The sequence below is a fragment of the Janthinobacterium sp. GW458P genome, assembly GCF_002127585.1.
GTDB lineage: Bacteria > Pseudomonadota > Gammaproteobacteria > Burkholderiales > Burkholderiaceae_D > Janthinobacterium.
In genome coordinates this window covers 1-21,164 of the sequence record NZ_NEGZ01000076.1, presented here as the reverse complement: position 1 = coordinate 21,164, position 21,164 = coordinate 1, and the positions used below count along the sequence as shown (strand labels likewise).

Genomic DNA, 21,164 nt, shown 5'->3' with positions numbered 1-21,164 from the left:
TGTACGTCATCTCGCCTTTTTCAACCTGCTCGACAACGCTCAATTTAAAAGCCAGGCTGTAATCTCGCTGACTGCGTCGAAACCCTTGTTCCATCGGACACTCCTTCTCTGTAACGAAAAAGTGTCAACTTATTCCAGGACGGGTCAGCCCCATGAAAAAAGCCGCCCGGCTTGCGCGGAGCGGCTAGTTCATTCTTCTGAATACACAATTGCGGTTATTACTTAAATCACACAAATCACAGTTGACGTCACGGCACCTGGCAAAACCGTAGCGAGCGGCAGTGATTTGTGGCCGAGAAGCGCAACCGTACTAAAGTACGGCGAGCATCGCCGGCCGCAAGGCGCGCCGCGCAGTAGGTTTGGCCAGGTGCCCATCACACCAAGGCGGCGATACCGGCTTTGGCGATTTGCGCATCTTCCGCCGACTTGACGCCCGAGACGCCGACGGCGCCCACGTAGTGGCCGTCGTACACGATGGGCACGCCGCCTTCGAGCAAGCCGTCGATTTCCGGGGCGCTCAGGAACGACACGCGGCCGCCGTTGATCATCTCTTCATAGATGCGCGATTCGCGGCGGCCCAGGGCGGCCGTCTTGGCTTTCGACGGGGCAATGTGCGACGAGATCGGCGCCACGCCGTCCATGCGCTGCAGCCACAGCAGGTGGCCGCCGTCGTCGACGATGGCGATCGTGACCGCCCAGTTATTCTTGACCGCTTCCGCTTCGGCGGCGGCAGCGATTTTCTTTACGTCGTCCAGGGTCAAAATCGGTTTCGATTGCATGGTGCATCCTTGTTATGTTGAAGCAAAATTGTATACGAAATGCGCGGTAAAACCACTGCTTACTGCTCGCGTTTGGCCTTCAGCTTTTGCTTAAGCTGCGCCATGACGGCAAACGTCGCCTGCTCGCCCGCCAGGATGGCCTGGTTGCGGCTGTTGAAATCGTTGCCTTTCATGGTGCCCAGGCTGGGCTGGATCACCACGTCCGCATCTTTCAGTTCGAACTGGTTGATGCGCTGGCCCATGATGGCGAACGTCTGCATCAGCACTTCCATCGAGCTGATGGCCTTTTGCGCATCCGTTTGCGACGAGATATTCACGGCGATGATGAAGTCGGCGCCCATGTCGCGCGCAAAGCGCACGGGCACGGGGGCGACCAGGCCGCCATCGACATAGGTGTGGCCGGCTATGGTCACGGGCTGGAACACGCCCGGCACGGCCGACGAGGCGCGCACGGCCATGCCGGTGTTGCCACGCTGAAACAGAATCGGCTGGCCATTTTTCAAATCGGTTGCCACGACGCCGAATGGAATCTTGAGTTTTTCCAGCGGCACGCCGCCGACGGCCTTGTTGACATAACTTTGCAGCGCCTCGCCCTTCAGCACGCCGGACGACTTGCCGAACAGGGGCAAGGCCCAGTCGGAAATGGCCGCCTCGTCCATGTCGAAGGCCATCTTTTGCAAGGCGAAGCCGGAGTTGCCCGCCGCATACAGGGCGCCCACGACGCTGCCGGCGCTGGTGCCGGTGACGATGTCGGCGTGGATGCCCTGCGATTCGAGCGCCTTGATCACGCCGATATGCGCAAAGCCGCGCGCCGCGCCGCCGCCCAGGGCCAGGCCGATCCTGATCTTGCGAGGAGCGACGACGGGTTCCGGCGGCGTCAATACTTGTACGGGTTTCGGGGCGGTGGTATCGCAGCCGGCCAGCACGAAGGCGGCCAGGGCAAGCAGGGTCAGGCGTTTAGGGAACATAGTGACAGGGGAGAACCGCACGCGGCAGTGGCAACAAAGGAGAGCCGATTGTAGCGCAAGCGGGGCCGCCCGCACTGAAGGCCGTCTTAAATGTTTATAAATGACAAGATTCCGAACCGTGCGCGCCGCGCCGGCTGCTAGACTGGCGCATGGTTTCCCACCTCCCCACCTGCTGGCTTATGAAAACAGACCTGTTCCGCCTCATCGCGCACCCATGCTTGCTCGTTGCTACCCTGCTCGGCGCAGCCTGCGCCAACGCCACCCCTGCGGCGGCAACGCAGCGCCCAGATAGCATCGCGGAAAGGATGGCGGGCTTTACCTGCACGGGCAACATACAGATTCCCCCTGATCAGGAGGAGCACACGATTGAACTCAGCTTCGACGCCCCCGACCGGCACGGCGCGCAAGGCACCCACATCATTGACGGGCGCGGCAAGGCGAGTAATTTCTACGGCTGCCGGCAAAGCGGCGACAGCTTGTCTTGCACGTATGACGCGGGGCCAAGCAGCGGCCCGCTGACCATGCGCTTTACCGGCAACTTGACGCAGGTAAAGGGCGAATTCAATTCCCCGTTTGAAAACAGCATCGCCTTGCAATTTTCCGCACGCTGCCAAAAATCGGAACAGTAGCAGCCAACTCGGCCGGGACGCAGCATCCTGTCCATGGGACAACCCTGCCCATGGGATAGCTGGTTCGCATATCGAATCGCCCTAACATCGTATTACTCGCCAAATCGCTCAACATGTCCGACGAATATCAATTTTCCGACAGCCGCGCCCTGAGCGCCCCATTTGCAGAACAGTTATCGAGGCAGCCGCCCGATGGCGCCCTCGCCTGGCTGAGCGCCATCCTCGCCACGCAGGCACCCATGCTGCGCTCGTCGAACGCCATCCTGCTGGCCTACACGGGCAATCCGGCCGCCATCGCCTGGCTAGAGGCCAATGTCGGCTCGCCCGTGGCCGGGCAATGGGGCGTGGCGGCGGCCCTGGCCACAAATCGTTGACTGGCTGCAACGGGGCAGCGCGCACCGGCTGATGGCGCTCGATACCCTGCTGGCCTACCGCAAGCCAGCCGTCAACATGTCGCCGCTGGAACAGATCGCCGCCCCCGTGCTGCCGCAGGCGCCCGCGCGCGCCGAACTCGACGCCGCGCTGGCCGCCTGTCTGGCGGCATCTTCCACGCCGCGCATCCAGGCGGCCATCGGCTCGATCAACAAGCACGTGGACGAGATCCTGCGCGGCGGCCCGCGCGGCGTGGCCGTGGCCGACTTGCCGCGCCTGTACCTCGACCCGGCACCATTCAAGGATGCGCCCGCCATCCTGGAGCAGCACGCGTCTGTGGTGGGCGGCATGCGGCAAAACCTGCAGAACCTGCTCAAAGGCATACTGTGAACAGGCAAACCCTTGTGACAATCGATTTGAGCGAGATCAATACGCCGCGCCAGCTGCACGCGGCGCTGGCGGCCACGCTGGGTTTCCCTTCCTTCTACGGCATGAACTGGGATGCGTTCTGGGACGCCATCACGGGCCTGGTGGACATGCCGCAACAGCTGGAGCTGCACGGCTGGCCAGCCTTCGCGGCACGCCTGCCCCACGATGCGGCCATGCTGCAGCGCATCCTGGCGCGCATGGCGCAGGACATGCCGGCCCAGGCGGCGCAGGTGCGCCATGCCTGAGCTTTTACCATCGATTACTTCGAATATCCCTGCTCATTGAACTGTCCCGCATCCAAGGTGGCCCAGGCATGGCGGATGCCCCACCACATCAGATAGGCATTGCCGCCGCCGCGCGCGCGGAACCATGGTTTCACGGGGTCGATCGGCCGCACCTTAGCCGGCGGCAAGATCAGCACGCCGGTCGTCTGAGCCGCGTCGCTGGTGCCCGCCACCAGCACGTTCTGACCAAAGTGATTCGCCTGCGCGATGCCCAGCGCCACGTTCGTCAAGGCCGTGGCGGCGCCCATTTCGCCCAGCAAGGCCGGAGTGTTGAAAGTCTGCCGGAGAAAATCGAAAGCCGGCAATTCCATCGTCAAGGTCTGCGCCAGGTGGCCGATGCGGTCCGATGAAGCCCGATGCGTGTTGTGCGCGTCATGGATCACATAGCCGATATCCACCTCGCTCTTGCGCCCGTTGCCTGCCGCTTGGGCCAAGGTCGCCTGCCACGCCTGCACCGTAGGCGGCGGCAAGCCCTTTTGCGCCGTAAAGGCACCGACCTGCTGCGTGGCCGGATAGCCTATCCACGCCAGCGCATCGCGCTCCGTCTTGTAGTTCGGACCTGCCAATACCAGCAAGACCATGTTTTCATTGATCTGCTCATCTTTCGGAAAACTGGGCGCATCCCAGCTCATCACCCACACCGTTTCCTTCGGATGCGCCTGCAGATAATCGAGGGCGGCGGCCAGAGAGATAAAACCGGCATTCGCGCCGCCGGCCGTCACGCGCACGTCGGGCGGGGTGGACTTGGTCCAGGAGTTGGGGAAGTTCGGGTTGCCGATGGAAAAAGTACTTGTAATTTGCTTGCGCAAGTCTTCCCCGGCGAGAAGGGGATCAAACCGCTCTGCGGGCACCGCGTATTCGACATGAATACCCGCCAATTCATTCCAGCCTTTTTTGTGTTTGAAGTCGTGGGCGTTATAAAAATAGGTGGGATTGGAAAAATACATGCCATGGAATTTTGTTATTATTTGCCTAACATACTTAACATGGAAATTACTAAAATTAATTTTCCCTTCGTTCGAAGATGCTATCCCTGCAACTGATCTGACATTCGAAAATATAGCCGGATATAATTCCATCATGTCGTCTTTTTTATTTGGACGCACTTTCCCTAGAGTCCACAATAGCTGCCATTCTGTAGGATAATCTTGTCTATGAAGCGGATTCAGCCATTGCACCCCAACTACTTGGGCAGTAAAAGGCACGCCAATATCAGCAGTACCAGTTTTGCTTTTATCGATAATTGGTTCCGATTTAAGTACGCATGACGATAGCCCTACCGTCGCCATGATCGCCGCGACAGAGGTAAATATGAAATTCTTAGCCATTCTCCCTCCTATACAAATACATTTAAATAGAAATTAAGTCAAATTATTTTCACGTGAATCTCTTATTTTTTGTGGCATTACACCATCTACTGATTCTCTTACCCACTTCGAAGGCGCGACTCCATTCACTTTTCCTTCGTAAAAATATTCAATAGACATATTTATATATTCAGGGCCCGCAAGATCGTCAAGAAACCGCCAATCCGCCATGGTCCTCAACTCCCGCAAATCCGTTTCCAGCAGATGGCAACAGCCCACGGCCACGTCATACGCCAGCGCCTTTCTGGAGTGCTCGCTATTGGTCAGGATGGTGGAGTGATCGGTGGCATAGGTGCCGACGTTGCCAGCGAGTCCCGCCTGGATTTTCCGATGGCGCCATGCCGTGTATTGCGCACTCGCCGTCTCGGGACGGTCTTCTTCCGTGACTTGTTTGTCTTTCCCGACCTTGCCTTCGCGCTTGGCCATCATGCGCAGGGAGGCGTGGTATTCGTATTGCAGGGCCGCTTCGCTCTCCTCGTTGCCGCGCGCGGCATCGGTGCGCTGTTTTTCGCCATGCAGGCCGCCGCGCGGTATCGACAGCTCGCGCTCGCCATGGAACGGGTCCCCCGCCGGATGGGCGGCATCCTTGTTGCGATTCCAGCCATGCGGATGCAGTCCCATGTCGAAACTGGGGCAGATAGCGCCAAATAACTTCGCCTGCGGAAAGAAGCTCTCTGGCAGGTCGGGCGCTTCCAGCGGGATTTTCCAGTACTTGTCGGGCGAGGCATTGATACGCTTGCGCATCAAGGTGGTGGCCACGATGGCGATGGGCGCAAACGCCACGGTGAGTATCTGGAACAGCCAGTTCTCTTGCGCTTCCACCCCCTTTTCCACGCTATAGGTGGAAATCATGGAAGGCGGATTCCAGAAATGGTCGCTGCCAAAATCAATGGCAGGACGGTGATCACCCCAGTAGTCGTACGCGCCTTTTACGCCGACAGGAAAACCCTCGGCAAACACGCGCTGGGTAAATACTCCCTCGCCGCCTGCCCTGGCGATTTCGCCGGGGTCGAGCTTGCCCTGGCGGTCTTTCTTTGGCAGGCCATTCTTGTCCAGCACTGGGCCGGCCAGGCCGCGCCAGCCGATGCCTTGCACCGTCAGGGACGAGATCACCTGGTCGTGCGGATTGCAATACAGGGTCACGCGTCCCACGGTCGCGCCCCGCACGCCATAACTGTCAATATCGTGCTGCGCCTTGAATGGGTGGTGCGCACTGCTCATGGCATGGTCGATTTTTTCGGCCGGCCATTGTGCGGCGCGCCGCTCGCCGATGAGGGCAAAGAAGGCCGCCAGCGTGTCGATGCGCGCCGCGGCCGTCTGGCGGCCCGTGCTGCCATCGGCCGCTTTCAGGTTCGACGACGTCCAGTTCTCCGCCATGTTGTCTTCCACCACGCTGTAGGGTGGATTGCACAACACATAATTGTCGGCAATGCAAGGCCACAGCCTGCCTTGGGAATCAGCCACCTTGGGCAGGCGTTCGCCCAGGAAGGCCGCTGCCATGCTGACCATATTGCCCTGGCTATGGCACACGATGGTGATCGGCACATCGGCCTGCTTTTTCCGGATGGCCTCGATCAGCCGGGCCAGGCGGTAGGCGGCCAGCACGAAATACGGGCGTGGCGGGCAGGCGTACACCTGCCGGTCATTGGTCGGATTCATGTGCTGGATCTGCATCCACAGGAACAGCTGGTCCGACAGGCCTTCGCTCCACAGGTCCGGCAGCGAAGTGCAGCCATTGGCGAACGGTCCGCCGCCCCAGTAATTCTGTTCGTTCAGGAATATGCCGTCGCCATACGTCTGCAACTCGATATCATTGGCTGCATAGCCCCAGCGAAAGCGGATCACGGGCGAATAGCCATCGCCTTCCATGAAGGTTCTGGGTTTCATCAGCGGGTTAATGAAACCGTCGCGCGTCAGCTGTTTCAGATAGCGGGCCGGCGTCAAGGCAATGCCTTCCTGGGCGCCACGCCCGGCATCGTGTACGCGCCGGTGCAAGCGCGCATTCAATCCCGCGCACAAACCAGTTTCCGCCTCGTCATACCATTCGCCATCGGAATTCACGCCATGCACGAAGATCATGATGCCTGGCAAGGGCAGGCGCGTGGTAATCGGCAGCGTGTCATGGTCGAAGCGCAGCAAGCCGTCTTTTTCGCCTATCTGCAGGTATTTGCTTTCATCGAAGGGCAGGGAACCTGCCTTGGGCTTGTGTACGCTCATGCCTGACTCCCGTGAATGATGGGCAACGCACTATCCACGCTCAGTCGCGCGGCCTGAAAATACGCACCTTGAGTTTTTCCAGGCTGTCGCCCACGATGGCGGCACCCTTGCCTTCGCTGTCGGCATCGACCACTTGCTGCGAACCATCTTCGCGCTCGACGACGATCTTGACGCCGCCGACGGGACTGCCATCGAGGCCGGAAAGCACCTGCGGCAAGCGGCCCAGGTCGCCCTCGTCAAAGCTGGGCAGTTCAGCCTTGCTGCTGGCCGGGCCATTCCAGTGATGACCGTCGGTCTTGATGGTCAGCGCACCCGGGCCGCCCAGTTCCACGTTGCCGCCCGCCAGTTTCAGATAGGCGCCACCGGCCGTCATGAACGTGATTTCATCCTGCGCCATGCCGATCAGACGGGTATTGGCCGTCAATTTCAGGGCCCTGGCGGCGTTCAGCTGCATCTCGTCAAACTGGCTCTGCATGAGAAATTTGCCATGGTGCGCAATCTGGGTGATGCCGCCCTTGTGGGCAAACACGGAAACGCCCTCGCCGGCCTGCATGCTGCAGCGCTGGCCCGCGATCACGTGCACATGCTGCTGCGCCACCGTGTCGACATTCACGCCGGCGTAGCTGACGATGGTCTTCGGGCTGCTCAGCGCCAGCCCCGCAGGCGCCGTCAGGCTGGCCGCAGGCGCCTCGGCACCCGCCACCGCCTCCTTCAAGGCTGCGGCGGGCGCTGCGTCGACCGGCAGCGCCTGGTGCGCGCCAGCGTACTCGCCCAGCGATTTGAACAGGTCCAGGCACTCTTGCATCAACGCCAGATGTTCCTCGGCCGATAACTGCCCGCCTGTCGCGTCGAGCCGCTGCCAGGCAGACAGCAGCAGCGCCTTGCCGCTACGCACGGCGCCGCCGTGATCGCTGCGCAACTCGAATCCGTCGCCACGCTGCCGGCCAGCGCCGCCCGCGCGCGGCTCGACGAGGAATCCCAGGTTGAGCTCAGTGGCGGCGTGATCGCTGGCCAGCTGGGCACTAATTTGCCGGGGCGTATCGTCGAAACGCAGCTGATTGCCGCCCTGGCCGCGCACTTCGCGGCTGCGCATGCCCGCCAGGTAACGGTTGCCCGGCAGCGCGCCGCGCTTGCTGAGGGCCGGCGGCGGCGCCACGGCGTTGAACAATTGTCCCAGTACAATCGGTCGGTCAGGGTCGCCCGCCAAAAATCCGATCAGCACTTCCGAGCCGATGCGCGGCAATGCCAAGGTGCCGCACTGGTGCGCGCTGCCCTGTCCGTCGCCAGCCCAATTGCCGACGACGCGCAGCCAGGCTGTGTCGCGCTCCGTATCCGAGGCACCGGAACCTTGCGCGTGCGCATGGTCTGCCGCGCGGGTGGCAGGGAAACGCACCTTGATGCGCCCCTGTTCGTCGCAATGCACTTCTTCGCCGGCAGGTCCGACGACGATAGCGCTTTGCAGTTGCGGCTGGGGCACATCGCGTTGCGGATCGAAGGCGGGCACCAGCACCACGCTGGAGCGGACGCAACTGAAGCGCATGCGATAACGCGGCGTTTCCGGCCCCGTCTCGCCGTGCAGCCAGGACGTTCCTTGCGCCTGCCAGCCATTGGAGGCGAACAGGCGCGCGAGGCGGGCATCCAGGGTTTGCGGCAGGTTGTTACTGGCATGCACCTCCAATGCCGTGACCAGGAAACGCCGGCCATCCGGCCGGTGCCGGTCGATCTCCGGATGTCCTTCCAGGCTGAACTGCTGGCCGGCGCACAGCGAGCGCACCACGCCCTCGCCATGAAAACACTTGGTTTCCACGTCATGGCGCGCCATCGCCAGCAAACCCAGCTGGCGAAAATCTTCTGCATCGTTGCCCAAGTGCGGCGTCGCCACAAAATAGTCGTCGAGGCTGGTTGCCAGGCTATTGCCGCTGACACCCTGGTCCGCCATCGCGCCCGCATCCGTTTGCATGAACTGGCGGTTGCGCGGCGCAGCATAATCCCAGCTATGGCGCCCCGTGCTGCCTGCCTGCAAAGTGCGTACGGCGCCCCAGGCCGTGATGGTATCGCTCTCTTCAGTGCCATCCGCCCGGTGGTAGCGGATGACCGGCGCCACATTCTCCGGCAGGCGGCTGGCGTCGTCGAACAGCAACAAAACGTGCGAGGGCATGGCGTCGGATACCCCATGTTGTGCGGCGCCAGGCTGGATGACCCAGGAAATGCCGCGCCGCCGCAGCAGGCGCCGGATGAATGCGGCATCGGATTCATTGTGCTGCATGGTCAACTCGCGCGCCGGAAAGTGACGGCCGGCCAGGGCCTGATCGATTTTGCAAGCGAACGTGGCACCGATGATGCTGTTGCCCAGCCGCCATTCGGCAATCAGCAGTTCGACGATCTCCAGCTCCGTCTTGGCACGAAAAACCCGCGTATTGCGGCGCTTTTCCATCAAGGTCAGCGCATCGTGCAGCACCAGCCGGTAAGTGGCGAGGCCGCCATCGCTCAGTCCGGCCGATGCCTGCGCGACGATGCCGCACACGCTGCGCAATTGCCCCGTATCGGTGACAATCTGCAACTCGGCCGGCACACCGATGAACTGCTTGAGCGGCAAATGCGCGTCAAGCGAGACGCAACCTATGCTGTACTCGAGGCCAGCACAAATGGCTTCGCGGCCATCTACCCGCTGCGGCAACAGCACATCGTCGTTGATTCCGTCCGCATACGCCAGCCGCAGGCGCAACGGCCGGTTGCTGGAGTTCAATTCCTTGTCCGCCAGCATGAATTGCATGAATTCGTCCGCGCTATCCATTCCATCTCCCTCAATGCCGATACGCCTCGCTCCCAGCTCATCAGTATTCATGCATTTGCCGACGGCCAATTGCGGCACATCAAGCGGCGCCGGGAAACCGGAGGTCATAGTGCATGGCGTCGCAATCGCTGCGTGCCTCTCCCGCCAGCAGACGCGCTGCCTGCCCCAGGCAAGCAGCCCCTTGCCCAATCCTGTCCGTCAGGCTGCTGCCGTGCACATCCGCAGTGCGCAGGATCAGACGGATTTCGTATTGCATGGAAGGCATGCCAAACAGGCTCAACATGCTTTTTAAGGCCAGCGCGCCTGAATTTCCAGGAAGAAAATCGTCAAACTGTGCCCGCGTCAGAGGACCCAGGTAAAGGCGCACGCGCAAGTCCCGGCGCCGGCAGCGCTCACCCAGCATGGCACCCTGCCCCAGACTCACATTGCCAAGGTTGAGCAGGGAATGCTCATTGCTTGGGCGCACGTGCCAGGTACTGACGAAGGACTCGATGCGCAAGGGCACGCCGAAATAATCAGCCAGCACGTCGACCATCAAGGCGGCGCTGACGGGCCGCTGCCGCAGTGCCGCCGCGTAGTAAGCCAGCGCTTCCGGCGGCAGCGCGCCAGCACTTGCCAGGCGCGACGGCCAGGCGCCAGCCAGCGCCAGCTGCAACGACAGGAAGCCGGGGCGGCCGCTTGCGTCGGCCTGACACTCGATCCGGCTGCCGGCCCAGGCCTGATAAAACAGCACGGGGGCGCGTTGCGACAAGGCATCGAGAAAGGCTCGCGCGCCGGCATTGCCCGTGGCCCGTTCCTGGCGAATCAGGCGTTCCGTATAGTGCAGGGGCAAGGTGCCATTCACGCCCAGCAAGCCCATGAAACTGGGCCGCAGGTGCAGGCGGCCATGCTCGCCGTCATGCCACACTGCCTCTATTTCACAGGCAGGAAAGGCCAGCGCAACGCTCTGATGGAAACGCAATCCATCGTGCAATGCGGAATCGGCGCACGCTCCCTGCCGGCATAGCCAGCGTTCGAGCAGGCGCACGGCCTGAAAGAAACCAAAACGGTATGGCGCCTGGGACAGCAGCGCGATTACGCCAGTGCTTGCTGGCCATTGCGGGGCAGGCATCGCAGCAGCTCCTTCCCACTCTTGTGCGAAATCAAGAACAAACGGCAATAGCTGTTGACATGCACATACATGCCCAGCACATGCTCGATCACTTGCGCAAAGATATGCAGGCCACTGCCGACGTAGGCCTCTTCATCCACCGTCAGCAAGACATCGATGCCAAACACCAGCACGCCGCCACTGGCGTCGGGCATCCAGGTGCTGCTGGCGCGCTGCGTCAAGGCCTTGATGCCTTGAATTTGCCGTTGTGACATCAAGGAAGCGGGCAAATCATGCAGTGTCAGCATTTCCTGAAACAGCGCGACACCATCGGCCAGCAAAGATTGATGATTCAACGACAACAATGCCAGCAAACGGGCTTGCGCAGGCAAGTCGGTCTTGAAGCGATACGCCGGACTGGGCTGGCGCAACAGGCGCACCGGCAGCGCGCCGGCAGCGCCCTCGTGCCGCAGATCGCCGCCGGGCGCGCCGAATGGCAATGCGCTCGGCAAATCGCGATTGCTGCACGTCAGGTCGACCGATACCGTCGCCAGGCCGTCATAGGTATCGTCCTCGTCGCTGTCGACAAACGCCAGGCTGCTTTCGTAACCGGGATGGCTGAGCGCCCGCGCTTCATCGCGCCGCGCCACCCAGTAACGACGCTTCGCTCCGCCAGCCTGCCCATGGTGCATGGCATAAAACGGCTGGCAGTGCGTCACCGTGCCGGCATGGGCGCCGTGCCGCACCAGGCGCACGGCATCGACACTATGGATGTCGTACGCGTGCGCATATTTATGTTCGGCGAGCAACGGATATTCGCTGTGCATGTGCGTCAGCCTGATCGGCGCTGCCGCTTGCTGGAACAGATTAATCACCGGCGTGCAGGCAAGCAACAAATTACTTGCCGATACAGAACGCAGCAGGCGTGCGCCAGCGCTGCTGACGGGCATGTCCCGCAGGCCGACATACAGCGTCCAATGCCGGCATCCAGGCGGCAAAAGCGGTGTGATCAAGCCAAGGTCGATATCGAAGAACTGGAATTTGTCAGGGAAGGCAAAGTATTCGGTCAACAGGCAATAGGCACGATGGGAACCCGGCTTGCGCGGCAACAGCGCTTCCTCCGGCAAAAACCCGACGGCGCGCAGCGGCACTTGCGCCAGCGGCAACTGCGCGCCTCCGGCTTCGATCCAGGCGTACGCGGCGTGCAGAAACAGGGCATCGCGCAAGGTGGCCGTCAGCGATGGCGTGCCGTCGATGAAGACGCGCACGCCAGGCAAGGCCAGTTGCTCCAGCGTGCCTGTGGCCGACGTGGACACGATATCGATGGCAATCGCGGTCGATATCTCGGACGGCAGATTAATCGCCGCAGTCACGTCAAGAATGGAAACGAAACGCGCGCCAGCGAGGCTGAGCGGCGCCAGCACCACATCATAGACGGTGCGAAACTTGCAGACGACACCCTGATATGGCGGTGCATGCATCAAGGTTCCGCGCGGTAGCGTGTCGATGCCGTCACGGGCCTGGCCAAGCGCACCACTGGCATCCACATGGGCAATCGAACACGCTGGAAACGGCCTCAGGTAGTGTGGAAAATTCACTTCCAGCATGGACTCGGTGAAAACATGACGCGCATCATCGATCTTCTTGGCCGTACGGGCATTGCACAGCGCATATGCCTCGATCAGGCGCTCGATATGCGGATCGTGGCAGTTGCTGCCCACGATACCCAGTGCGGCAGCGACACCAGGATAGCGGACGGCAAATTCCTGCTGGTGCGTACGCAACATGCCCAGTTCCAGTTCATAGTATTTCAGCAAAGATTCCATGCAGCCGACTCCCATGCAGGACGGGCGACACATGTCGCCAGACGGAATCCGCATTATTCAACAATGATAGAAAAGTAAGTTGCGCAAGAACAATAAGTCGACCCGCGGCATGGCAGCAGCAGCGTTCCCGGCTGAAATCTGCTTGACAGCCGCGCCCCACTTCCCTTACATTGGATGCATGTCCTCCTTCAAACATTCCTCCCCTTCCCTGCTGTCGCTATCGCGACTACACCTAGCACGCGCATAAGTTTGCCGCATTGCTTCGCCTGGCCACACGCCGGCGTGTTTCAAAAACCCTGGAAGGTTTGATGATGTTTGCACCATCCCCATACGTACACGTAATCCCCGCTGCGACCGCCCCTGCCGGCATCGCGGCCGCCCTGCTACCGCTACCGATCGCTTGCCTGGCCTAGTGTTGCGTGGCCGCCCGGCAAGCTTGCGCCACAACCGTTGATTTCCCCCTATCTTCAGGAGTACCCGATCATGATGTTGCAAAACCCAGCTTCCAAATACCGCGCCTTTCCTCCCGTCAAATTGACCGACCGTCAATGGCCGAACCAGATCATCAGCAAGCCGCCCATCTGGATGAGCACCGATTTGCGCGACGGCAATCAGTCCCTGATCGAGCCGATGAGCGCGGAAAAGAAGCTGCGGTTCTTCGACATGCTGATCGCCATCGGCCTGAAGGAAATCGAAGTGGGTTTCCCATCGGCATCGCAGACGGATTTCGACTTCGTGCGCAAACTCGTCGATGAAGGCCGCATCCCGGACGACGTCACCATCATCGTGCTGACCCAGTCGCGCGAAGAATTGATACGCCGCACGGTGGAGTCCGTCGTCGGCGCCAAGCGCGCCATCGTCCACCTGTACAACTCCGTGGCGCCCGTGTTCCGCAAGGTCGTGTTCGGCATGTCGCGCGAAGAAATCACGCAGATCGCCACCACCGGCACCACCCTGGTCAAACAGCTGGTGGCCCAGCATCCGGAAACGGAATGGGGCTTCGAATACACGCCGGAATCGTTCTCCACCACGGAACTCGATTTCTCCAAGCATATCTGCGACGCCGTCAGCGCCATCTGGAAGCCGACGCCGGCCAACAAGATGATCATCAACCTGCCATCGACCGTGGAATGCAGCACGCCGAACGTGTATGCGGACCAGATCGAATGGATGTCGCGCAAGCTGGCGCGCCGCGATTCCATCATCATCAGCGTGCACCCGCATAATGACCGCGGCACGGCCGTCGCCTCGGCCGAGCTGGCCGTGATGGCGGGTGCCGACCGCGTCGAAGGTTGCTTGTTCGGCAATGGTGAGCGCACCGGCAACGTCGACCTCGTCACTTTGGCGATGAATTTGTACACGCAGGGCGTGCATCCGGGCCTCGATTTCTCCGACATCGACACCGTGCGCAAATGCGTGGAAGAGTGCAACCAGCTGCCCGTCCACCCGCGCCACCCGTATGCGGGCGACCTGGTGTTCACGGCCTTCTCCGGCTCGCACCAGGATGCCATCAAAAAAGGTTTCGCCAAGCAACAACCGGACAGCATCTGGGAAGTGCCCTACCTGCCGATCGACCCGGCCGACCTGGGCCGCAGCTACGACGCCGTGATCCGCGTCAACAGCCAGTCCGGCAAGGGCGGCATGGCATACCTGCTGGAGCAGGAATACGGCCTGGTCTTGCCGCGCCGCCTGCAGATCGAATTCTCGCGCGCCGTGCAAGCCGTGGCCGACGCCACGGGCCGCGAAATCGCCGCCCAGGATATCCATGAAATCTTCCAGCGCGAGTACCTGGAGCAGACGGCGCCCTACGCCTACGCCTCGCACCGCATGGTGGAAGACACGAGCAGCGATGAATCCGTGCAGATCGACATCAGCCTGTCGCACCGCCACACGCCGCTGGCCCTGCAGGGCGGCGGCAACGGCCCCATCGACGCCTTCGTCAATGCGCTCGGTCTCGACATCAAGCTGATGGATTACCATGAGCACGCGATCGGTTCCGGCGCCAACGCGCAGGCGGCCTGCTACGTCGAATTGCGCCTCGACAACGGTCCGACCCTGTTCGGCGCCGCCATCGACAGCAATATCGTCACCGCCTCGTTCAAGGCCGTGCTGTCGGCCGTGAACCGCCGCATCGGGCAGACGGAAGCCGAAAAAACAACAGCGGCCGACGTGGCGGCCAGCGCCGCCTAAAAACGGCTTTCCCTCTCACACGGGGAAAAAAAGCGGTATGGCTTGATCGCCGTGCCGCTTTTTCATTTCCGTAGGGCAATTGTTGCTGCAAAAGAAGTATCACGCGCCGTATAATCGACTCATAATAAGACCACCGGGGACAGACTATTAGCTACCGAGGGAATGAGTATGAAATTGACGGACATGAAGATAGGCGCGCGCCTGGGTGCGGGCTTTGGCGTGGTGCTGCTGCTGATGGCTGTGCTGGTCGGCACGGGCCTGTTCAGGCTGGACAAGATCGGCGCGCTCAGCGACGCCATTATCGAACGCGACTGGGCCAAGGCGGATGCCATCGCCACCATCCGCAGCACCACGCGCTCGAACGCGGCGCTGGTGCTGGAACTGTTCATCCATGAAGATCCGGCCCGCGCCAGCGCCATCCACGGGGAAATCGACGCCAACAAGGCCACCATCACCGAGGCGCTGGTCATCCTCGACCGCCTGATCGTGTTGCCTGAGCCCAAGGAACTGCTGGCCACCCTGAAACAGCAGCGCAAGGCCTATGTGGTCTCGTTCAGCCAGGCCGACAAGCTGCTGGTGGCCGGCCAGCGCGCGGAAGCGGCCAGACACGTGCGCGACGACACCCTGCCCGCCCTGAACCAGCTGCAAAATACGGTCAATCGCCTGAACGAACTGCAGCGCCAGGTGGTCGTGCATGGCGGCCAGAAAATCCACGAGAATATCTCCACGGCAAATGTGCTGATGGCCAGCCTGGGCACGGTCGCCTTGCTGCTGGGCATACTCTTTGCATGGCGGGTCACGCGCTCGATCACCACGCCCGTCGCCTATGCGCTTGGCGTGGCGCAAGCCGTGGCGGCGGGCGACTTGAGCAGCAAGATCGTGGCCGAGGGCAACGATGAAATGGCCCAGCTGCTGCGCGCGCTGCACGACATGAACCGCAACCTGGCCACCCTGGTAGGCCAGGTGCGCGGCGGCACGGGCACGATAGCCGTGGCGTCGAGCCAGATTGCCAGCGGCAATGCCGACCTGTCGGCCCGCACGGAGGCGCAGGCCAGCGCGCTGGAAGAAACGGCTTCGTCGATGATCGAGCTGACCGGCACCGTGCGCAGCAATAGCGACAATGCGCGCCAGGCCGACAGTCTGGCCCGCTCGGCATCCGCCATCGCCCAGCGCGGCGGCACGGCCATGGCCCAGGTGGTCGACACCATGGACGCCATCAACGCCTCCTCGCGCAAGATCGTCGACATCATCGCCGTCATCGACGGCATCGCCTTCCAGACGAATATCCTGGCCCTGAACGCGGCCGTGGAAGCGGCCAGGGCTGGCGAGCAGGGACGCGGCTTCGCCGTCGTGGCCTCGGAAGTGCGCAACCTGGCGCAACGCTCGGCGGCGGCGGCGAAGGAAATCAAGGAACTGATTGCCGACTCCGTCAGCCGTGTCGGCCAGGGCGCGCAGCTGGTCAGCCAGGCCGGCAGCACGATGGAGGAAGTGGTGACCAGCGTGGGCCGGGTCAGCGCCATCGTCGGCGAAATCAGCGTCGCCAACCACGAGCAGAGCGAAGGCATCGAACAGATCAACGCGGCCATCATGCAGATGGACCAGACGACGCAGCAGAACGCGGCCCTGGTCGAGCAGGCCGCCGCCGCGGCAGCCGCCATGCATGAACAGGCGGGCGAACTGGAAGCGCTGGTCAGCCAGTTCAAGCTGGAGCAGCCGGCGCCTGCCGCCGGCAAGGCGCCTGCCCGCCCCGCCGCGCCCGCCGTCCAGCGCTTGCAGTAAGGCCGCTATTCCACCTGGCGCGCCAGGCGGATGCCCGCAAACTGCCAGCGCGCGCTTGCCGGAAAGAAATTACGGTAGCTGGCGCGCGCATGGCCGGCCGGCGTGACGCACGAAGAGCCGCGCAGCACATACTGGTTCAGCATGAACTTGCCGTTGTACTCACCCAGCGCGCCCGGCGCCGTGCGGTAGCCCGGGTAGGGCGCGTAGCTGCTGCTGGTCCACTGCCAGCAGTGGCCGAACATTTGCCGCAATCCCCCGCCCGGCGTGACGGCCGCCGGGTGCAGCCGGCCCACCGCCACCTCCACGCCCTGCGCGGCCAGCTCCCACTCCCCTTCCGTCGGCAGACGGGCGCCGGCCCAGTGCGCATAGGCGTCGGCCTCGAACAGCGACAGGTGCGTGGCCGGCAAGCCCGGGTCAAGCGGCTGCAGGCCGGACAAGGTAAATTCCAGCCAGTGTCCCGCATCATCGCGCTGCCAGTACAGCGGACATTGCAGCTGCTGGCTGCGCACCCAGTCCCAGCCTTCGGCCAGCCACAGATGGGCCGTGCGGTAGCCGCCCGCCTCGATGAAGGCGAGAAATTCGCCGTTCGTCACGAGGGCGCTGGCCAGCTGGAACGGCGCCACGTACTGCGGGTGGCGCGGCAATTCATTGTCGAAGCAAAAACCATCGCCCGCGTGGCCGATCTGCGCCAGGCCGCCGTCGAAGGCGAGCCAGGCCGCAGTTGCTGCCTGTTGTTGCCCTGGCGCAAACCTGCCGTCCGGCGCATTGTCCAGATAAGCGGGAAACAGTGCGCTCTGCGCCAGCAAGTGTTTGACATCCGTCAGCAGCAGCTCCTGGTGCTGCTGCTCGTGTTCCAGGCCCAGCGCCAGCAGCATGCTCAGCCGTTCACGCGCCTCAGGCGCCAGTTCGCCGGCCAGCAGGCGGGCGATGCGCGCATCGACATCCGTACGGTAGGCGCGCACCTGCGCCATGCCGGGCCGCGTCAGCAAGCCCCGCTGGGCCCGCGGGTGCTTCTCGCCCACGCCGTTGTAGTACGAGTTGAACAGCACGCGGAAGGCGGGGTGGAACGGCGCGAACGCCGTTTCCATGCTTTCCAGAATAAACGTTTCGAAAAACCAGGTGGTATGCGCGAGATGCCATTTGACGGGGCTGGCGTCCGGCATCGACTGCGCGCCGCAATCCTCGTCGGACAGGGGTGCGGCCAGCCGCAGCGAGTGCTGGCGCACGGTATGGTAATGATCGATCAGCATGGTAGTTTTTTTGTGTTGGCATCTTGAACGCCTGACAAAACCGTAGCAAGCGGCAGTGATTGGTGGCTAGGAAGCGCAACCGTACTTTAGTACGGTGAGCATCGCAGGCCGCAAAGCGCGACGCGCAGCAGGTTTGGTCAGGCGTTGTTAGTCTCGGATCACTCTGGCGTACATGACGGCAAACCACTGCTGCGGGTCCGTCCAGACTTGCACCGTGGAAAACCCCGCCTGCTCCAGCAAGCCGACAAAGGTCGCCCGCGTATATTTATGGCTGTCTTCCGTATGGATGCGTTCGCCTTTCGCGAAGCGGCGCTGGCCGCCTTTCCAGTGGACAACTTGGTCGCTGCGCGCTTCCAGGTGCATTTCGACGCGGTTCTCGTCAGCATTAAAAAACCCGTGGTGCCGCCACGCGCGCACGTCGAAATCGGCGCCGATCAAACCGTTCACATGGCGCAGCATGTTCAGGTTGAAGGCGGCCGTGACGCCCAGCGCATCGTCGTAGGCGGCATCGAGGATGGCGTCATCCTTGATCAGGTCAACGCCGATCAGCAGGCCGCCGTCACCGTCGGAATTGGCGCGCAGGCGGCGCAGGAAGGCGATGGCTTGCTCCGGCGCAAAATTGCCGATCGACGAGCCGGGATAGAAGAACAGGCGGCGCGCGGCGCGCACGCTGGCCGGCAAATCGAGGCGGCTGGAGAAATCCAGGCCCAGGCCCGTCATCTCGATATGCGGAAAGCGCTGCTGCAGGCGGCTCAGTGATTCACTGAGGAAATCATAGGAAATATCCACGGCCACATATTGCGCCGGATGCAGCAGGGGAAACAGGCTGGCCGCCTTGGCGCAATTGCCCGCGCCCAGGTCGATCAGGGTGCTGCCCGGCCCCACCGCGTGCGCGATATCGGCGCCGTGGCGGGCAAAGATGGCCGCCTCCGTGCGCGTCGGATAATACTCGGGCAAGGCGCAGATGGCCTCGAACAGTTTCGAGCCCAGCGCGTCGTACAGGTACTTGGGCGAAGTCCAGGCGTCGCGCGTCAGCAGGCCGGCGCTGATCTCGGCTATCGTGGCTGGAGTGGCGCTGGCCGCTTTTATGTTGCTAGCGGGATACAAATCGGACAGGTGCTGCGCGGGTGGCGTGGTCATCGGCTGGCGTCGTCAATGTTAGGTTCACGAAGGGCTTGCACGGGCAGCCACCGGGCGCGCCGCCCCAGCCGCAGCGGTCTGCGGGCGCCTTTGCCGATGACTTTTTTCCATCATAGCGGAATCCGCGCAAGCCAGCCGTGCGCCAGGTAACTTAAGGTCAAACGCGCGGCGTGCACACAAAATTGGTATTGCCAAGCAAAAAGCATAAGCCTGTCGTATACTCCACATTGCCGGCCAAACAATCCGCGCGCCATTGCAGTTCCCAGGCCTCCCTCTCCCCCGCGTGCCTCCCTTTACGATAGTCGTTAACACCATGCTCGAATTGCGCCATCTGTCGAAGTCCTATGCCAATGCCCGGCCCGTCCTGGCGAACCTTTCCTGCCGCTTCCGGGCGGGAGAATTCATCGCCATCATGGGCGACTCGGGCGTGGGCAAATCGACCCTGCTGAACCTGATCGCCGGCCTCGATACCCCCGATGCGGGCGCCGAAGCGCACCCTATCCTGGTGGACGGCATTGCCATGTCCAGCCTCGATGACGCCGCCGCGACCCGGCTGCGTCGTGCCCGCATGGGCTTTATTTTCCAGGCCTTCCACGTCTTGCCGCACCTGACCCTGCTGCAAAACGTGGCCCTGCCGCTGCTGCTCAACGGCCTGCCCCAGGAGCGTGCCGCCGGCATGCTCGAGGCGGTCGGACTGGGCGGACGCGGCGGCGACTTTCCGCAGCAGCTGTCCGGCGGCGAAATGCAGCGCGTGGCGATCGCCCGCGCGCTCGTGCACAAGCCGGCGCTGGTGCTGGCCGATGAGCCGACCGGCAACCTCGACCCGGACACGGCGCACAGCATCCTGCAATTGCTGCGCGCCGAAATCAAGGCCAACGGCAGTTGCGCCATCATGGTCACGCACTCGCTGGCCGCCGCCGAAATGGCGGACAGGACCATGATACTAACGAAGAGCGGATTACAAAATACAACAATCGTCAACCGAATTGATCAAACAATCAGTTAATTTAACTGACCATCTGTCACAAGTTTTGTTATCGTAGTATTATTGAAAACACTTGCCTGGTTATCAATGTTTAACGCGAATGTTGTCACGTCACCCAGACAGCAGTACTGCGATGACGAACTATAGCCGGGGCCGCATAAGTGTGGTCTCGTCCCTTGCATAACCTGAAGGAGGAGTAAATGAACGTTCGGCAAAAGAAGCTGGAAATGATTGAAGCGATGAACCGGGCGCGCGCGCTCGAACCATCGAGTTTTGTGCCCAACAAGCTGCTCGATACCCTGATCGAGAAGATGAATCTGAAAAATGATGCGGAACTGTGCCGTGTACTCGAGGTCCAGCCCCCCATCATCAGCAAGATTCGGCACGGCAAATTGTCGGTCGGTGCAACGATTTTATTGCGCATGCATGAAAAATCGGATATCACCATCCGCGAACTGAAGGAACTATCGGCCACCCCGGTACATTGAAACATCTTGCTGCAGTATTGCCATGCCAGGCACCCAGGTCCCCGGCGCCATGAACTTTTGCCATAAAATTCGCGCAGTTCGCTCACCGCAGAGCACCCGAGCCTGATAGCGAAGAGACCCAGCCCAAACCTTGCTGTCCGTTTCTGCCGCCACCCGCTCCAGCCCCCTTCCGTTCGCCTTGCCACGCCCCTCGCCCGACAGAATTCCCGCCCTCGCTTGATCTGACGCAACACGCACTCCCGTCTCCCGTATCAAGGTCAGCTTTTAGGCCACCGTCCCGACAGCATGCCCAGCGACCTGCCCGCGCCGCCCGAGCTGCGCCTGACGCTCACGCGCGATCCCCTTGCCCGTGCCGGCGACGGCCCCGTCGCGCCCGGCTGGGACAGCGCAAGCTACGTGCTGTCCGGCGCGCGCGGCGTCGGCAGCAGCCGTGTCTCGCTCGACATCGGCCCTGCCGACGTGGTGGAGCTGCTGCTGTGCGACGGCAGCTCGCTGCTGGCCAGCAGCGCCGACCTGCCGCGCTACCTGGGCGCCGCCACGCCGTCGCGCGACGGTGCGCCGGCCGCCATCGACGTGG

At 62.1% G+C, this 21,164-nt stretch carries 18 protein-coding genes; 9 read left to right on the top strand and 9 right to left on the bottom strand.

Features of this window, described 5'->3' with window-relative positions; translation table 11 throughout:
• Positions 1-374: 374 nt before the first annotated feature.
• Positions 375-779, bottom strand: a complete 405-nt coding sequence (locus tag CBW50_RS26230) for a heme-binding protein (RefSeq protein ID WP_086148232.1) — start codon at positions 777-779, stop codon at positions 375-377.
• A gap of 59 nt (positions 780-838) precedes the next feature.
• Positions 839-1,747: a patatin-like phospholipase family protein gene (locus tag CBW50_RS26225; RefSeq protein ID WP_086148231.1), complete on the bottom strand. Its 909-nt coding sequence runs from the start codon at positions 1,745-1,747 to the stop codon at positions 839-841.
• Between the two features lie 149 nt (positions 1,748-1,896).
• Between CBW50_RS26225 and CBW50_RS26220 the strand changes: the two genes are divergently transcribed.
• The 4 genes from CBW50_RS26220 to CBW50_RS26205 all read left to right on the top strand — a co-directional run bounded on the left by CBW50_RS26220 (position 1,897) and on the right by CBW50_RS26205 (position 3,422).
• Entirely contained in the window at positions 1,897-2,376 is a 480-nt protein-coding gene (locus tag CBW50_RS26220) for a hypothetical protein (RefSeq protein ID WP_139842649.1), read from the top strand.
• A gap of 113 nt (positions 2,377-2,489) precedes the next feature.
• The gene (locus tag CBW50_RS26215; RefSeq protein WP_086148229.1) at positions 2,490-2,750 is read left to right on the top strand and encodes a hypothetical protein; all 261 of its coding nucleotides are present in this window, start codon (positions 2,490-2,492) and stop codon (positions 2,748-2,750) included.
• 31 nt (positions 2,751-2,781) lie between these two features.
• Positions 2,782-3,138, top strand: coding sequence for a hypothetical protein (locus CBW50_RS26210; protein ID WP_086148228.1), 357 nt, complete (start codon positions 2,782-2,784; stop codon positions 3,136-3,138).
• A gap of 14 nt (positions 3,139-3,152) precedes the next feature.
• Positions 3,153-3,422, top strand: a complete 270-nt coding sequence (locus CBW50_RS26205; RefSeq protein ID WP_253252001.1) for a barstar family protein — start codon at positions 3,153-3,155, stop codon at positions 3,420-3,422.
• A 14-nt stretch (positions 3,423-3,436) separates the two neighbouring features.
• On the opposite strand, the gene CBW50_RS26200 is transcribed toward CBW50_RS26205, so the two are convergent.
• The 5 genes from CBW50_RS26200 to tssF form a co-directional block, all read right to left on the bottom strand.
• Positions 3,437-4,789: a hypothetical protein gene (locus CBW50_RS26200; protein ID WP_086148226.1), complete on the bottom strand. Its 1,353-nt coding sequence runs from the start codon at positions 4,787-4,789 to the stop codon at positions 3,437-3,439.
• A 33-nt stretch (positions 4,790-4,822) separates the two neighbouring features.
• On the bottom strand, positions 4,823-7,045 hold the full coding sequence (locus tag CBW50_RS26195) for a DUF3274 domain-containing protein (RefSeq protein WP_086148225.1): 2,223 nt from the start codon (positions 7,043-7,045) through the stop codon (positions 4,823-4,825).
• Positions 7,046-7,085: 40 nt separating this feature from the next.
• A complete protein-coding gene (locus CBW50_RS26190) occupies positions 7,086-9,839 on the bottom strand; it encodes a type VI secretion system Vgr family protein (RefSeq protein WP_086148224.1) in 2,754 nt (917 codons plus the stop codon).
• A 79-nt stretch (positions 9,840-9,918) separates the two neighbouring features.
• Positions 9,919-10,950 carry a type VI secretion system baseplate subunit TssG gene (gene tssG, locus CBW50_RS26185; protein ID WP_086148223.1) on the bottom strand — a complete coding sequence of 344 codons (1,032 nt, stop codon included), beginning with the start codon at positions 10,948-10,950 and terminating at the stop codon, positions 9,919-9,921.
• Positions 10,914-12,788, bottom strand: a complete 1,875-nt coding sequence (gene tssF, locus CBW50_RS26180; protein ID WP_172404895.1) for a type VI secretion system baseplate subunit TssF — start codon at positions 12,786-12,788, stop codon at positions 10,914-10,916. The genes tssG and tssF overlap by 37 nt, the downstream gene beginning before the upstream one ends.
• A 450-nt stretch (positions 12,789-13,238) precedes the next feature.
• On the opposite strand from tssF, the gene leuA reads away from it, so the two are divergent.
• Complete coding sequence (leuA, locus tag CBW50_RS26175; protein WP_086148221.1) at positions 13,239-14,945, top strand: 2-isopropylmalate synthase; 1,707 nt, start codon at positions 13,239-13,241, stop codon at positions 14,943-14,945.
• Positions 14,946-15,113: 168 nt separating this feature from the next.
• On the top strand, positions 15,114-16,724 hold the full coding sequence (locus tag CBW50_RS26170; RefSeq protein ID WP_172404894.1) for a methyl-accepting chemotaxis protein: 1,611 nt from the start codon (positions 15,114-15,116) through the stop codon (positions 16,722-16,724).
• Between the two features lie 5 nt (positions 16,725-16,729).
• On the opposite strand, the gene egtB is transcribed toward CBW50_RS26170, so the two are convergent.
• Positions 16,730-17,974 (bottom strand): ergothioneine biosynthesis protein EgtB, encoded by a 1,245-nt coding sequence (gene egtB, locus CBW50_RS26165; protein WP_086148220.1) that lies wholly within the window; start codon positions 17,972-17,974, stop codon positions 16,730-16,732.
• A 147-nt stretch (positions 17,975-18,121) separates the two neighbouring features.
• Positions 18,122-19,114, bottom strand: a complete 993-nt coding sequence (gene egtD, locus CBW50_RS26160; RefSeq protein WP_226936458.1) for an L-histidine N(alpha)-methyltransferase — start codon at positions 19,112-19,114, stop codon at positions 18,122-18,124.
• Positions 19,115-19,427: 313 nt separating this feature from the next.
• Here egtD and CBW50_RS26155 point away from each other — a divergent pair, with 313 nt between their 5' ends.
• The 3 genes from CBW50_RS26155 to CBW50_RS26145 all read left to right on the top strand — a co-directional run.
• Positions 19,428-20,120 carry an ABC transporter ATP-binding protein gene (locus CBW50_RS26155; protein WP_086148219.1) on the top strand — a complete coding sequence of 231 codons (693 nt, stop codon included), beginning with the start codon at positions 19,428-19,430 and terminating at the stop codon, positions 20,118-20,120.
• A gap of 179 nt (positions 20,121-20,299) precedes the next feature.
• The gene (locus tag CBW50_RS26150) at positions 20,300-20,587 is read left to right on the top strand and encodes a hypothetical protein (RefSeq protein ID WP_034786045.1); all 288 of its coding nucleotides are present in this window, start codon (positions 20,300-20,302) and stop codon (positions 20,585-20,587) included.
• Positions 20,588-20,872: 285 nt separating this feature from the next.
• On the top strand, positions 20,873-21,164 hold a 292-nt coding region (locus tag CBW50_RS26145), incomplete at its 3' end, for a hypothetical protein (RefSeq protein WP_139842648.1).

Coding starts and splice junctions, on each gene's coding strand:
- CBW50_RS26220 (WP_139842649.1), top strand. CDS start 1,897: ATGGTTTCCCACCTCCCCACCTGCTGGCTTATGAAAACAGACCTGTTC.
- CBW50_RS26215 (WP_086148229.1), top strand. CDS start 2,490: ATGTCCGACGAATATCAATTTTCCGACAGCCGCGCCCTGAGCGCCCCA.
- leuA (WP_086148221.1), top strand. CDS start 13,239: ATGATGTTGCAAAACCCAGCTTCCAAATACCGCGCCTTTCCTCCCGTC.
- tssF (WP_172404895.1), bottom strand. CDS start 12,788: ATGTGTCGCCCGTCCTGCATGGGAGTCGGCTGCATGGAATCTTTGCTG.
- egtB (WP_086148220.1), bottom strand. CDS start 17,974: ATGCTGATCGATCATTACCATACCGTGCGCCAGCACTCGCTGCGGCTG.
- CBW50_RS26150 (WP_034786045.1), top strand. CDS start 20,300: ATGAACGTTCGGCAAAAGAAGCTGGAAATGATTGAAGCGATGAACCGG.
- tssG (WP_086148223.1), bottom strand. CDS start 10,950: ATGCCTGCCCCGCAATGGCCAGCAAGCACTGGCGTAATCGCGCTGCTG.
- CBW50_RS26200 (WP_086148226.1), bottom strand. CDS start 4,789: ATGGCTAAGAATTTCATATTTACCTCTGTCGCGGCGATCATGGCGACG.
- CBW50_RS26230 (WP_086148232.1), bottom strand. CDS start 779: ATGCAATCGAAACCGATTTTGACCCTGGACGACGTAAAGAAAATCGCT.
- CBW50_RS26195 (WP_086148225.1), bottom strand. CDS start 7,045: ATGAGCGTACACAAGCCCAAGGCAGGTTCCCTGCCCTTCGATGAAAGC.
- CBW50_RS26225 (WP_086148231.1), bottom strand. CDS start 1,747: ATGTTCCCTAAACGCCTGACCCTGCTTGCCCTGGCCGCCTTCGTGCTG.
- CBW50_RS26210 (WP_086148228.1), top strand. CDS start 2,782: ATGGCGCTCGATACCCTGCTGGCCTACCGCAAGCCAGCCGTCAACATG.
- CBW50_RS26190 (WP_086148224.1), bottom strand. CDS start 9,839: ATGGATAGCGCGGACGAATTCATGCAATTCATGCTGGCGGACAAGGAA.
- CBW50_RS26155 (WP_086148219.1), top strand. CDS start 19,428: ATGCTCGAATTGCGCCATCTGTCGAAGTCCTATGCCAATGCCCGGCCC.
- CBW50_RS26170 (WP_172404894.1), top strand. CDS start 15,114: ATGAAATTGACGGACATGAAGATAGGCGCGCGCCTGGGTGCGGGCTTT.
- egtD (WP_226936458.1), bottom strand. CDS start 19,114: ATGACCACGCCACCCGCGCAGCACCTGTCCGATTTGTATCCCGCTAGC.